At 59.4% G+C, this 13,678-nt stretch carries 12 protein-coding genes and 2 pseudogenes; 2 read left to right on the forward strand and 12 right to left on the reverse strand.

The genetic code is table 11. The features are described 5' to 3' along the window. Positions 1 to 189 precede the first annotated feature (189 nt). From nifX to queC, 11 genes and pseudogenes are all read right to left on the reverse strand, one after another. Positions 190 to 687 (reverse strand): nitrogen fixation protein NifX, encoded by a 498-nt coding sequence (gene nifX, locus EOA36_RS11005; RefSeq protein ID WP_126097324.1) that lies wholly within the window; start codon positions 685 to 687, stop codon positions 190 to 192. After that, positions 684 to 2,036, reverse strand: coding sequence for a nitrogenase iron-molybdenum cofactor biosynthesis protein NifN (gene nifN / locus EOA36_RS11010; protein ID WP_127277678.1), 1,353 nt, complete (start codon positions 2,034 to 2,036; stop codon positions 684 to 686). The genes nifX and nifN overlap by 4 nt, the downstream gene beginning before the upstream one ends. A gap of 8 nt (positions 2,037 to 2,044) precedes the next feature. Continuing rightward, positions 2,045 to 3,520 carry a nitrogenase iron-molybdenum cofactor biosynthesis protein NifE gene (nifE, locus tag EOA36_RS11015; RefSeq protein WP_095489376.1) on the reverse strand — a complete coding sequence of 492 codons (1,476 nt, stop codon included), beginning with the start codon at positions 3,518 to 3,520 and terminating at the stop codon, positions 2,045 to 2,047. A 61-nt stretch (positions 3,521 to 3,581) separates the two neighbouring features. After that, complete coding sequence (gene nifK, locus EOA36_RS11020; RefSeq protein ID WP_024505263.1) at positions 3,582 to 5,123, reverse strand: nitrogenase molybdenum-iron protein subunit beta; 1,542 nt, start codon at positions 5,121 to 5,123, stop codon at positions 3,582 to 3,584. 129 nt (positions 5,124 to 5,252) lie between these two features. Beyond that, positions 5,253 to 6,755: a nitrogenase molybdenum-iron protein alpha chain gene (gene nifD / locus EOA36_RS11025; RefSeq protein ID WP_024505262.1), complete on the reverse strand. Its 1,503-nt coding sequence runs from the start codon at positions 6,753 to 6,755 to the stop codon at positions 5,253 to 5,255. Between the two features lie 87 nt (positions 6,756 to 6,842). Then, entirely contained in the window at positions 6,843 to 7,736 is an 894-nt protein-coding gene (gene nifH / locus EOA36_RS11030) for a nitrogenase iron protein (protein ID WP_024505261.1), read from the reverse strand. A 1,093-nt stretch (positions 7,737 to 8,829) separates the two neighbouring features. Continuing rightward, a pseudogene (locus EOA36_RS38200) lies at positions 8,830 to 9,026 on the reverse strand (7-carboxy-7-deazaguanine synthase QueE); the annotation flags it as partial. 160 nt (positions 9,027 to 9,186) lie between these two features. Then, positions 9,187 to 9,939 (reverse strand): carbonic anhydrase, encoded by a 753-nt coding sequence (locus EOA36_RS11045; RefSeq protein WP_126097322.1) that lies wholly within the window; start codon positions 9,937 to 9,939, stop codon positions 9,187 to 9,189. Positions 9,940 to 10,774: 835 nt separating this feature from the next. Further along, a complete protein-coding gene (gene queE / locus EOA36_RS11050) occupies positions 10,775 to 11,500 on the reverse strand; it encodes a 7-carboxy-7-deazaguanine synthase QueE (protein WP_189342945.1) in 726 nt (241 codons plus the stop codon). A gap of 5 nt (positions 11,501 to 11,505) precedes the next feature. Next, positions 11,506 to 11,862, reverse strand: coding sequence for a 6-carboxytetrahydropterin synthase QueD (gene queD, locus EOA36_RS11055; RefSeq protein ID WP_126097320.1), 357 nt, complete (start codon positions 11,860 to 11,862; stop codon positions 11,506 to 11,508). Continuing rightward, on the reverse strand, positions 11,862 to 12,560 hold the full coding sequence (gene queC, locus EOA36_RS11060; RefSeq protein WP_126102496.1) for a 7-cyano-7-deazaguanine synthase QueC: 699 nt from the start codon (positions 12,558 to 12,560) through the stop codon (positions 11,862 to 11,864). The genes queD and queC overlap by 1 nt, the downstream gene beginning before the upstream one ends. Positions 12,561 to 12,731: 171 nt before the next feature. On the opposite strand from queC, the gene EOA36_RS11065 reads away from it, so the two are divergent. Both EOA36_RS11065 and EOA36_RS11070 read left to right on the forward strand, forming a co-directional pair. Further along, a complete protein-coding gene (locus tag EOA36_RS11065; protein WP_126097319.1) occupies positions 12,732 to 13,067 on the forward strand; it encodes a hypothetical protein in 336 nt (111 codons plus the stop codon). Between the two features lie 8 nt (positions 13,068 to 13,075). Further along, positions 13,076 to 13,192, forward strand: a pseudogene (locus tag EOA36_RS11070) (transposase); the annotation flags it as partial. On the opposite strand, the gene EOA36_RS11075 reads toward EOA36_RS11070, so the two are convergent. Continuing rightward, positions 13,179 to 13,678: integrase core domain-containing protein (locus tag EOA36_RS11075; RefSeq protein ID WP_245464318.1), on the reverse strand; the 500-nt coding region annotated here is incomplete at its 5' end. The pseudogene EOA36_RS11070 and the gene EOA36_RS11075 sit on opposite strands and share 14 nt — an antisense overlap.

Here is a 13,678-nt window from a genome sequence, read left to right on the forward strand (position 1 = left end):
CGGCGCTGTTCCTTGGTAATGATGAAGTCGCCCAGCAGCTCAGCGTCCGCTTTGCGTTCCCACGAGCCATAGGAATCCTGAGAACGGATCAGCCGCACGAGGCATTTGACGAACGGGGTGCAAAGAGCCGCCTCGTCTTCGGCGACAGCTGGGGGGATTGCGGGGTCAGGCATTGGCGTCCTCCTCTTTTCAGTCCTCGTCCTCGAAGGACGGTTTCTTTTCGGCAATGCCCGCTCGCGCCAGCACCTTGCGCAGCCAAGGCGGAGGACACGTCCTGAGCATCATCTGCGTGCGCAAGAGCACCTGTGGGATCGATTGGGGCTCCGCCACTTTGATCGGGTGGATTTTTGCCGCGACAAGCTTGGCTGCCGAAGGGCCGCCAATTGCCAGACAAAACAGGATCTGACAGCCCTTGAGCGCATCCACCTTTGGCGTGATGCGATCATCGCGCTCGGCCCGATGCTCCCCGCTTTCATCGGACACGTCATCGAAGGCCACGGCTTCTACGAGATTCCATTCCTCGCGCGTCACGTCGTAGACAGCAAAGCGCCTGGCCGACCCGAAATGGGCATTGAGGTCCTGCATGTCCTGAGTGGCGATCGCAACGCGCAATGCGCCCTTACGTCGTTCAGGCATCGGGGCGAAAACCTCATTACTGACCAGCGAGAGGCGGCGAACAGCGTTCATCGTGATATTTCTCGATTACGGAGTGGATCAAGCGCCTCAGGAGTGGGCGCGTGTTGGTTGGCCTGGAAGATGCTGGCGACCTCGAAGATCATGTCGCGGGTGCCCTGATAGAGAATTGCGAGCTTGTGCTGGCTGCCTAGTCGATCGAAGACCGGGAACCCGATGCGCATGAGCGGAATTCCGAGCCGCTCCGATGCCTGGCGCCCGTGCGAATGCGTGACAAGCAGGTCAGCACCGACGGCAAGACTTTCCAGATCGCCGAGATCGCCGATCTGAACCGAAACCGCCGGGACTTTCTTGAGAATTTTAGACCTGTCGGTCGTTGTGACGGCCGCGGCTATCTCGGAGCCGAGGCCAGCAAAGAAGGTCGCAAGTTGGAACAGCTGGTCTGGTTCGGCAGCGATGGCAATTTTCTTGCCGCCGAAATGGAAATGTCCGTCGAGCATCGCGTCCTGCAATTGCGCCCGGCGCCGGCGCACGCGGGCCGGTACCGCCGCGCCCGAAATCGCAGACAGCAGCGACACGAAGCGGTCCGTGTCCTGCAGCCCAGTCAGTGACTGGAACAACACGTAAGGCACGCCGGTCAACCCGTGCAGCGCTTTCGCCGGGCGGCGCATGTGCTCACCGATGGCGATGCATTGCATGGCCGTGCCCAACTCGCGAATGTCTTCGACGCTGGTGCCGCCGTATGTGGTCGCTACCCAGCGGTCAGGAACCGTACCGTCGAGCGAGCCTGAAATGTCGGGCAGAATAACCGGCTTGAGCCCAAAGCTTTCAACCATGTCCCGCATATGCTCGATGTCGGCGACAGAGAGGTTGCATCCGGGTAGGATTGCGATCTTCTTCGGGTGCCGCGCCCGTTCGCCCGAGCGCGTAATCCCTTCGATCATTGCGGTGACTGCCTTGGCCCAGCCCTCTTCGATCGCGCCGTCAAAATCCGGCGTGTTGGCCAGCACGACCTCCGTACCCGCAAGCTGTTGCGTGTGCTTCCGCATGATGTTGGCAATATCACCCGCGCAATCTTCGCCACGCGTCTCCACCAGCGCGGTCGTGCACACCCCGATCAGCGTTGGCTTCGTGCGGTTCTTGAGGTTGAGGATCGCCTCTTCCAGATGGTCGGCTGCGCCGAGGATGGTCGCCACCTCATCCATCGCCGTAGTCTGCAAGGGAATCGTTTCTTTGAAGTGCCGCACGAAGAGAACGAGCGCAAAGCTTGTGCAGCCTTGGCTGCCGTGGAACAGCGGCATCGCACCGTCGACGCCAAGAAAGGCAAAGGCGGCACCCAGCGGCTGCGACGACTTCAGCGGGTTGACTGCCGCCGATTTGCTCTGGGGAAGGATGCGGGCCATCGGTCGCCTCAACACTCGTGTGCCGTCGCGCAGGCGAATTCATCAAACAGGTACGCGGTCTCGTTCCTCGTGCACGGCAATTCGCCTATCAGCTCAGGCTGGCAATCCCACGGGGCCGGCTGGCGCACCTGAGACCAGATCGGATTGTGAATGGCGAGGTCGATCTGGCGTACGAGTTCCACCATGCCGTCATAGCCGGCATAAGGATGCTGGCGCTCCTGGTTGATATCGAGCCAGGGCGTCTTGGCCTTGAGCGCAATGAATTGCGTGCGACCGCCCGACAGCATGATATCGGCCCTGTGTTCAGAGAGCATGGCGTACAGCTCGCTCGCAGCCATGGATTCGAACATGTGCTTGTCGTGCTTGAGAACTTGTTTGATGCGCTCCTTGTCCTGCACCGTAGATTTCTTGATCGAGGTGCCGACGATCTCGATTCCGATCTCCATCAGCGCATGGACAACCGACCAGGACTTCACACCGCCTGTGTTGAGCAGCACGCGCTTGCCTTGGAGCCTTTGCCGGTAGGATTCGAGTTTCTTCCACGCGATCGCCTCCTGCTGCGCGATCAGCGTCTCTGTGCGCTCGAGGATCTCCGGATCGGCGCCCTTCCTCACCAGCAGCCTGACAAGGTTTCGAAGAGCTTGCGATGTGTCGGAGATGCCATAGAAGGAGCCCTCGAAGAACGGGATGTCCCAGCGCTCCTCCATCTTGCGGGCAAGACTGATCAGCGCGGTCGAGCACACCATCATTGCCGCCCGGGCGCGGTGCGCGGAAGCAATGTCGCGGTAACGCGCATCGCCGGGAATGCAGGCGCGCACCCGGATCCCGAGCCGATCGAGGAGCGGCTTTACAAGCCAGAATTCGCCCGAGAGGTTGAATTCGCCAAGGATGTTGATGTCGTAGGGTCCGGGGTCGTCGGGTTCGACCGTGCCGATGACATGATCGAGCAACGCCTCGGCGGCGAGCTTATTGCCGAGGTTCTTGGAGCCTGCCAGGCCAGGCGCATTGATCGGCACCACGGCCAAACCGAACTTTTCCGTGGCGCGTTTGCACACAGCCTCGATGTCGTCACCGATCAGCGCCGTTACGCAAGTCGAGTAGACGAAGATCGCCGGCGGCGCGTATGTGTGCTTGATCTCGCGGATCGCCTTGAAGAGTTTCCGCTCGCCCTGCCCCATCACAAGGTCGAGTTCGGTGAGGTCGGTCGTGAAGCTTGTCCGCCACAAGGTCGGCCCTGACGAAACCGCACCACGGTTGTCCCAAGAATTGCCCTCGCAGGCGAGCGGCGCATGGACCAGATGCGCAACGTCGGTGATCGGCTGCAGGACGATCTTGGCTCCGTCAAAGGCGCAGCCGCCGGCTGCCGCCCCTGGTGTCAGCGACTTCGAGCAGCCCTCCTTGCGCGCCTTGGCATCTTTGCCACGGTTCTTATCGCAGGCGGGCTCATCGAAGGCGTCCTTGATTTTGGCGCTGAGGGAGGACATTGCTCAGCCTCCCCAGTCCATTGGGCAAGGAATGGCCTCGGCGAAAAGCCGGCCACAGCTCTTAGCGCGTGAGGTCATAGGAATAATCCGTCACACCCGTCTCGCTCGTCTCGCGATCGAGTTTGTCGAAGATCTTGTCGAGGATCGTCGTCAGCACGCGCAACGCTCCCTGGTAGCCAAAGAGCGCAAAGCGGTGATGATGGTGCCGATCGAAGATCGGAAACATCAGCCGGATCAGCGGTGTTCCGGTGTCGCGCTCCAGGTACTTGCCGTAGGAATTGCCGATCAAAAGGTCCACCGGCTCGGTAAAGAGCAGTGAGCGCAGCGCCCACAGGTCCTTGCCCGCCCAAACCTGGGCAGCCTTGCCGAAAGGCGAGGATGCTAGCAGCTTCTTCAAATCGGCTTCCCATGCCGAGGTGCCATTGGTGGCGAGGCAATGGGTTGGCTCGCCGCCGGTCTCCATGACAAAGCGGGCCATTGCGTGAACGAAGTCGGGATCACCGTAGATGGCGTATTTCTTACCATGCAGCCAGGATTGGCTGTCCGCCATGGCGTCTACCAGTCGGCCGCGCTCGAGGCGAATTGCCTCGGGAATCTCCTTGCCGGAAATCGCCGCGACCTCCATCAGGAATTCGTCCGTCGCCTGAACGCCGAGCGGATAGTGGAACGAGGCCGTCGCCTGCCCGACCTCCTCGCAATAGCCCAGTGTCTTTCGGGTGTTGTGATGCTGCAGCGAAAGCGTTGCCTCGGCGTTGAGGGCCTTCTTCACCTCGTTGATCTTCGTGCCCCCGTCATACATGCGGTATTCACCGTCCGAAGGCGTATCGAACTGGTCAGAGGCATCCTGGATCAATGTATAGGACACGCCCATTACATCGAGCAGGCGCTTGAGCTCCCGGTTGTTGCCGACGCAGAAGCCGTCGAAGCCCGGAATGATGTTGATGGTTCCTTCGATTTGCGTACGCTCCTGACCTTTCCAGAAGTGCTCCAAAATGCCTTTGACCATGTTGTCATAGCCGTCGACATGACTGCCAACGAAGGCCGGGGTGTGGGCAAAGGGCACGTCGAAGTCGCGCGGGACTGAATCTTCGTCCTTGGCGTTCTGGATGAAGCTGTGCAGGTCGTCGCCAATGACCTCTGCCATACAGGTCGTCGACACGGCAATCATCTTGGGGTCGTAGAGCTGGTAGGTGTTGGCGAGCCCGTCGACCATGTTCTTCAGGCCGCCAAACACCGCCGCATCCTCGGTCATTGAGGAGGAGACCGCCGCGGCAGGCTCCTTGAAATGGCGCGACAGGTGCGAGCGGTAATAGGCGACGCAACCTTGGCTGCCGTGGACGAAGGACATGGTTCGCTCGAAGCCGGCGGCAGCGAATACCGCACCCAGCGGCTGGCAGGCCTTGGCCGGGTTCACGACAAGCGCTTTGCGGGCGAGGTTCTTTTCGCGGTATTCCCACGTCTGGGTGAAATCGCGCTGATCGGAAACGATTTCATCGGGGTGCGGACATTCGAAGTTTAGCTTCTTCTCAGCGAGCATCTTTCTGTATTCCGGCTCGCGGAACAGGGGAGCGTGATCGAGAATTTTTTCAGCCGACTGCGGCATGATGATTACCTCTTTTGCATCTGGCTGCGCGGGACGGCAGCTCAGGACGTCAAGACGTTCCAGGCTCCGGCGGATCAGAGGCCGCGGGAGTTCACCGTCTCAGTGGGAGACTGGGGCTGAAGCAAATGTTTATTCGGCAGCCATCGCCCGCTCATCGCCCCGGCTTCTTTTCCAAGGCGCGTGGAATAGGTCCCAGACCGGGTTGTTAATGGCGAGATCCACATCACGTGCGAAAATGGCAAAGCCATCGTAGCCGTGATACGGACCTGAATAATCCCAGGAATGCATCTGGCGGAACGGTATGCCCATCTTCTGCACCGGGTATTTTTCTTTGATTCCCGAGCCGACCAGATTTGGGCGAATCCCTTCGATGAATTTCTCCAACTCATAGCCGGTCACGTCATCGTAGATCAGCGTGCCGTTCTTCACGTAGTGGCCGGTGCGCTGATAGTCGTCGCTGTGGGCGAATTCATAGCCGGTGCCCACGATGACCATGCCGAGGTCCTCGTAGGCCGTGACGACGTGGCGGGGGCGCAGGCCGCCCACATAGAGCATCACGGTATTTCCTTCCAGGCGCGACAGGTACTTGGCGATGACCGCATCAACAAGCGGCCTGTACTTGGCAATGACCTTTTCGGTCTTCTCCTCGATTTCCGGCCCAAAATGCTTGGCTATGTTGCGCAGAGAGGCTTCGATCTGGGAGGGACCGAAGAAATTGTACTCCATCCAGGCGACGCCATACTTTTCCTCCATATGCCGACAGATGTAATTCATCGACCGGTAGCAGTGGATAAGATTGAGCTTAGCCTTCGGGGCGCGCTCGATCTCTGCGAGTGTGGCGTCACCCGACCAGTTGCCAACCACGCGCAGCCCTATCTCCTCAAGCAGTATGCGCGAGGCCCAGGCATCGCCGCCGATATTGTAGTCGCCGATGACGTTGACGTCGTAGGGGCCGGCCTCGAACTTGACATCCTTTTTGTCGAAGACCCAATCCCGGATTGCATCATTGGCGATGTGGTGGCCAAGCGACTGCGAGACGCCGCGGAAGCCCTCGCAGCGTACCGGCACGATCGTCTTGTCATACTCCTTGGTCTTTTTGCGAGAAACGGCCTCGGTGTCATCGCCAATCAGGCCGATAGGGCATTCGGACTGCACGGTGATGCCGTTGTTGAGCGGAAACAAGACTTCAATCTCGTCAATGATCTGTTCCAGCTTCTTGTCGCCGCCGAAGACGATGTCCTTCTCCTGGAAATCGGAGGTGAACTGCATTGTCCCGAACGTGTCGACGCCCGTTGTACCGACGTAGTAGTTGCGGCGCTGCGACCAAGAATATTGGCCGCAGCCGACCGGGCCGTGCGAGATATGGACCATATCCTTGACTGGCCCCCACACCACGCCTTTCGAACCAGCATATGCACAGCCGCGAATCGTCATCACCCCGGGAATGGACTTGATGTTCGATTTGACGTCGCATTCGGAAAGGACCTCGCTTTCCCCGCCAGCCTCGTTGCCGCTCTTTGCTACGTTGAGGTGCTTCTTGCGGCGCTTCGCCGCCTTGTCGGGATAATGCGACAGCACCTCTTCGATAAGCTTCGCATGAAGAGCACCGTCATTCTCGTATTCCCGGCTCATGAGTCCCCCTTTCAAGGTTGGGTGACGCCTCAAAGAATAGGCGCCGTTCTCTGCAAGGCGCGCCGATTGATGGCAGCGCTAATGTCACTACTGGGCCGCCGCCTTCGCCGCTTCCTTGGAGTGGAGCTCGGCAAGCATCTGCTCGTCGGTCTTCATGATGCCGAAGTCGAGCAGCATCTCCTCCAGCTCCTCCATGGTGATCGGCGTCGGGATCGTACCCTGGCCCGAATTGGCGTGGATCTTCTCGGCCAGAGCGCGGTATTCCCCTGCCTGCTTTGAGTCCGGCGCGTACTGGATCACCGACATCTTCCTGAGTTCGGCATGTTGGACGATGTTGTCGCGGGGCACGAAGTGGATGAGCTTGGAATTCAATCGGCCAGCCAGTGCTTCGGCCAGATCGAGTTCGCGGTCGGTTTGACGTTCATTGCAGATCAGCCCGCCCAGCCGCACACCGCCCGAATGGGCATATTTGAGGATGCCCTTGGCGATGTTGTTGGCGGCATAGAGCGCCATCATCTCGCCTGACATGACGATATAGATCTCCTGGGCCTTGCCTTCGCGGATCGGCATGGCGAAGCCGCCGCATACCACGTCGCCGAGGACGTCATAGGAGACATAATCGACATCGTCATAAGCGCCATTCTCCTCGAGGAAATTGATCGAGGTGATGACGCCGCGGCCGGCGCAACCGACACCCGGCTCGGGGCCGCCGGACTCCACGCACTTGATGCCTCTGTAGCCCACCTTGAGCACGTCCTGGAGTTCGAGGTCTTCCACCGAGCCTTCCTGTGCGGCGAGATCCAGGACGGTATCCTGAGCTTTCGAATTCAGGATCAAGCGTGTGGAATCGGCTTTGGGGTCGCATCCTACGATGAGGATTCTCTGCCCGAGGTCGACAAGGGCAGCGAGCGTATTTTGGGACGTGGTGGACTTGCCGATGCCGCCTTTTCCGTAAAAGGCGATCTGACGCAGACCTGACATAATAGCTTTCCTTCCTTCGTTCTAATCATCGCGACTGCCCGCGACACAAGTGCCGATAGGCAGCTCGTGCCGCCTCACACCAAGCATCGCAAAAAGCGTACCAGCGTGATCGGCCGATCCCAGAAGAAACTTTGTCATTAAATTCCAGCCGCTTAGACGGCGGCAAAACGCGCGAACGGGCCTTTCAGGCGTCTGTCACGGACACGACAAAGCCGACACAGATTGTCGTGCGCCATCCAAACCGCCGTGTGTCGAGCTCGAAGCGGGAGAATGGGGAAGTTAGCCCAAAGCTGATGGCGAGACCATCGGAAGACATCGGCTCTTGTCTTTCCAGCCTGCCATTGATCGGGCGGTCGCTGGATGAGCAGGAGCCTGGGGCTTGACCGCGGCGCGGGTAGTTCAGGCAGGCTTACAGAGCGGGAACGCCGGCGGCCGATAGACATCCGCGCTTAACCTTTCATAGCCCGTCTACAAGTTGGTTCCGCCGACGCGCTATATGGAAGCCAAATAATTCAGTAGCTTAGCCGAGAGCATTGATTTTTTCAGAAAGATACGTGTTATACGCGTACGAACCGCCGAACCCATGGTCGGCGCCCTCATGCGCGTGAGACCCCGTTGTGGGCGAGGCTCGCGACTGGCTGCACGATCCTAGCCGGCCTGCTTGCCATTGAGTTTGGTCCCGCCGCGGTAGGCTGCGGCATCAAGGGCAACATCAGCTACAACACTGGCAAGAAGATTATCACGTTCTTGGACAGGACTCTTACTGGGAGACGCGCATCAACCTACTGAAGGGCGAGCGGTGGTTTTGTTCAGAGGAGCTGCACGAAAGGCGGGCTGGCGGGTTCGAGAGGAAGTGTCGCGGCAGCTTGCAGACTGCTACGGGGGCCGCCTCGATGGCAAATGGTGTACAAAAGCGCCCTCTCTGCCGAACTGAACAGTGCTCACGGCCATAGCTTCGGATGAGCCCGACTGGCTTGACCTCTGCATGATGAGAGCAGCTTTTACACCAGGTGCGCAGCATATGTCTTTAACGAACGCATCGCCTTCAAGAATATAGAGAGCAATTCGGAAAACCGAGTAGTTGGCGGCGAAGCTAGGAGAAGGTATACACCGCCCTCTTGTTACCCCAGAGTAGAACGTGCAGCTGCGGCAAGACGCGGGCTTCGAACCACCTGTCGCTGGTCACCTTTTCGACCAGCTATTCCATGCGCATCATATTCCGTCGGACTCGAGAGAGACGTCTTCATTGCCACGGCGGGGCGGCGTGTGATTGCCGGATTGCAGACAAACCTCGCCGCGACGTCTTTGGGACGAGTGGTGCCGGCACCGAATCCCTATCCTTTAGACTAGCCAGCTTGGGGAGCGCCGTCAGACCGCCAGACCGGAAGAGGAGGCTTCGCGCCAATTTGTGCCAAGAATGTTGGACCGTGCGGAACCGCTGGGGCGGCGCTCAACTGTGGCGCAGGATGAAGCGTCGATTGGGTGAATGAATAGGGCGCGCGTTCGACGGGTAGAGTGAGGTAAATCGCTGGATGTCTGCCGGATCAACGTCAACCGGTTCCATCGCCACCATCCACTCGACGTTTTCGGCGCACGGCGGCGTCGTCAGTGAGCCCTCATAAGTCCAATAGCCAAGCGACGCTGGCAGAAGCCAGTTGGGATTCACCTCGTCGATCGTAACCTCCCCATTCGGCAGTTCGGGAAAGGCCGCAGCAAGGGCAGCAAAGCTGGCATTTGTCGCGCCGGGCGTTAAAAAGACGCCCAGCACGCCCAGAGTACCACTTTGCGTGTCCTTGTGAACGAAATGCACCTCCATCGGGAAGCTCTTGCCCGCCACATGATGTTCGCTTGGCGCATGGAAATGGAACTGTACCAGTTCGTAGACACGATCGCCGCGGGTCAGCGTGCTGCCTTGTGGCATATTGATTTGAATGGTGTGGCCGTTGTTCACCATATTGCCGCCGCCCTTGTGCCAACCGATGGCGATATGCCGGATATCCGCCTTGACCGCGCTGTTGATATTGATCGGCGATTGCTGCGTGCCGGCAGAGCATACGAAATTTTCCTTATCCAGATCAGCCCAGTGCTCCGGTCCGACCGGACCGGTGTACCCCCAATGGGCACTGGTCGCATGGGCGGCTTGAACGCAAATCCGGCATGCGCCGAGCGCAACCAACCCTTTGATCAGGTGACGACGATACATACTGCTTTTGCTCCTCTTGCGAACTGATGTTGGTGGCTGCCCTAATGGACGCGTGATGGCCAATCGGCGCGGCCACTATTGTCCTTTGCAACTGATGGATGCCCGCATGCCTTGGCGTGCTTTCATAAGTGCGGCTGCCGTTTCTCGGCTGGCCGGCTTCTGCAGCCCGCAACGGGGGCAGTTTCAACCAGCTAAACGATGAAAAATTTGAGCAGACCAGCGCTTGACCCCCGCCGCAAAGGCACAGGCGAAGGTGATCACTGCGCGGCTGCCGTTCGGGCCTGAGGCCGCATCGCTATACTTTGCACTCGCTGCCCAAGGAGACGCAGGCGACCCCAATACGTTTTCATCGCTACTCCCGACGCAGCCGACGACGCCACGAAAACGTTGCTATATTTCACGTTGGGCCAGTGAGGAAATCGATCTTCTTTATGGAAGGCATTTGCGCAATGGATGCATTCCCATGCACATCGCCGTTCTGTTTAGCAGCTGCCGTTGACCGGCGGGCCAGCCCCTTTGGGCGTTCTGGTGTCTGACAGTCGTGCGCCAGGCCGGACAATGAGATACATCGATAAGAGCTGGACAAGGATGAGGGGATGACGTGCTTGCGACGGAGCAGGTGGGGCGAGAAGGCCAGTTCTTACGGATTTCAACTTTGCGTGACGACAGCTCATCGGAGTCAAGGTGACACACGCCGGCAGCGGGGTGTCCGGGCGGTTTCCAGCCGCACAATCGCGAGACCGCTGACGCGAACAAAGCTCGGCTGTACTCGGCACGCGAAGAGAGCCTGCCAAGCCGTCGGAGCCCGGCCTTCCGGTGCGACGCAAGCCGCAGACTAGACCGCCCTCTTGTTACCCCAAAGCAGAACGTGCAGCTGCGGCAACACGCGGGCTTCGAACCACCTGTCGCTAGTCACCCTTTCGACAAGCCATTCCATTCGCATCATTATTCCGTCCAAGTCGACAGAGGCGTCTTCACTGCCAGGGCGCGGCGGCGTGTGATTGCCGGGTTGCAGATAGATCGGAAGGTGCGGATATCTCGCCGCGACTTCTTTGGCGTAGGCATAGTCACTCTCGTCGAAAACGACGAGCTTGAGCACGATTTGCGGCTTCTCTTGCGCCGCTTCGAGGCATGCATCAAACGCAGTCCAACGGGTCGTCATCTCGCTGGACGGCGGCTTTGGGCTAAGGGTCAGCACGTCAAGATCCGCAAACCACTCCCTCACCACGGAACCCTGCGTTTCCAGTGCAAAACGATAGCCCTCGCGATGGCCTCGTTCTATGAGGGGACCGAACGGCTGAATGGCCGGGTTGCCGCCTGACAAGGAGACCATAACCGGCCTGCCGCCGGAAAGCGCATGGACGGTTTGCCACACGGCATCGATCGGCATCGGTAGCCATTCATGGCGATACTGATTGTCCACCGCGTGAAGGCTGTCGCACCATGAACAGCGATAATCACATCCGCCGGTTCTGATGAACACCGTCGGCAAGCCGATGAGCACGCCCTCGCCCTGGATAGTCGGCCCGAATATCTCGCTCACACGGATTGCGGGATGCATGTCGGTCACGGACGGTATTCCGCCCAAGTTTTCGGTGTTTCGCTAACGCGCACGGCCGCGGTCTGCGGCAGACGTGCCTTGCACCATTCATAGAAATGTCTGGCCAGGCATTCCGCCGTGACCTTCTCATGTCCCAGCACGTCGTTGAGGTGCCGATGGTCGAAGCTCTCGTCAATGTAGCGTTTGAGCGGCGCCAGATCGTGATAGTCGCGCACGAAGCCGTGGGCGTCCAGTTCCTTGGCCGACAGCTCCACTACGACGACATAGTTATGCCCGTGCAGGCGCGCGCATTGATGGTTGGAAGGCAAGGAGGTGAGCTGATGCGAGGCCGAGAAGTGGAATTCCTTGCTGATGTGGAACATTACGCGCGCCTCCTGCGCAGCGCCTCAAGCCAGAAATCGGCGTCCTCGTAGTCGGTGGGATCAGCGTGCCCGGCGAGATGGAACGCTTCGCGCCGCTCGACGCAGGTCCCGCATCGTCCGCAGTGACGCACGCCGCCCTTGTAACAGGACCAGGTCTCAGCAAACGGGGTGCCGTATCTTGCGCCATCCGCAACAATGTCAGCTTTTCCGAGATTCACATACGGTGCATAGAGGCGTATCTGCGCATAGCCGTCGAGCGCGCGGTCTTGCATTGTCTGGAAAGCTTCAATGAAGGCCGGACGGCAATCGGGATAGATGAAATGGTCCCCGCCATGCACGGCCGCCGCCACCGCTTCGGCGCTGTGGGCGGCGGCGAGACCGAAGGCGATTGCCAACATGATGGCATTGCGGTTCGGCACCACCGTAATCTTCATCGTGTCTTCGGCGTAGTGGCCGTCCGGCACGTCGATACTGCCAGTCAGCGCTGAGCCGGAAAGGCCACGGCCAATTTCGCCGATGTCGATGATCTGGTGCGGGACCTTCAGTCGCTGCGCGCAAAGAGCGGCGAAGCCCAATTCCTTCCTGTGCCGTTGGCCATAGTCGAAAGATAGAAGGCCGGTGAGTTCGTGCTCCGCTGCCACCATGTGAGCAAGGGAAACGGAGTCCAATCCGCCAGAGCAGACGGCGAGAGTCTTCATCATTGGTATCCTTGTTTTGACCGGGTAAGGCTGCGACCGGAGATTTCTCTGCGCCCTCACTACTCCAGCGACTTAGTTTTGTGAACCGGGAGAATTTGCGCTCAGCCGATTGGAACGGGAGTGCGTCGCGTCCAACACGCGTGATCAATAAAAGTTGAGCGCTTCAGCAGTTTGTTCGCATCGCGCCAACTTTCGCAACCTGCTGTCGGATCGTCGACTTCGAGACAAGGTGATGTTCGGCCGACATCGGCTGACTCTCAATTAAGCCGCAGAACACATGTTGGCTTTCTGGCCTTCGCTTGTGCGGTTGGCACGACAATTGATATTCTATTTGTGGGGCGGCACACCCCGCCAGCCGAAAGTGGCAGTGAGCTCCTTCAGGCGCAGGTTGATGTGCTGATTATTCGGCGATTTTCCGATCTCGAACCAGAAAGCGAGGGCGGCATGGATGCCAGCAAATTTTACATTGGCGACATCCGCCTGGAGAACCCTGCGCGGCGCGATTGAGGCCGCAGGCGAGCCTGCTCTACCTGCCGCCCTACAGTCCCGACTTCAATCCGATTGAGAACGCCTTCGCCAAACCTAAGGCGCTGCTGCGAGCAAAGGCCGAGAGAACCATCAAGGCTCTATGGGACTGACGTTGCCCCCAGCAGTTTTGAGTTCGTTTCCGGCGTGGGTTGTGCCCTGCTGGGCGGGTGAAGCGACGGGCGCTGGCGCGAAGCCTTTGGCATAGCGCAGCGCGAGCGACCGTCGCGGATTGAAGGTGCTGGCGAACTTGGCCGGGGTCTGCCAGGCGATTTGGGAGTGCGGTCGCGCAGTGCTGTAGTCGGCGTGCCACAGGGCGATGGCGACGCGCGCCTGAGCCAGCGAGGTGAACAGCGTCTCGTTGAGCAGTTCATCGCGCAGTCGGCCGTTGAAGCTCTCGATGAAGCCATTCTGCATCGGCTTGCCGGGCGCAATGTAATGCCATTCGACGCGGTTCTGATCCGCCCAGGAGAGGATGGCGTTCGAGGTGAACTCGCTGCCATTGTCGCTGACGATCATCCTGGCCGGCCGCGCTCTTGATGAGCCGGTCCAATTCGCGGCAACCCGCATGCCCGAGAGAGAAGGAGCAACGA

The organism is Mesorhizobium sp. M8A.F.Ca.ET.021.01.1.1 (assembly GCF_003998025.1).
Lineage (GTDB): Bacteria > Pseudomonadota > Alphaproteobacteria > Rhizobiales > Rhizobiaceae > Mesorhizobium.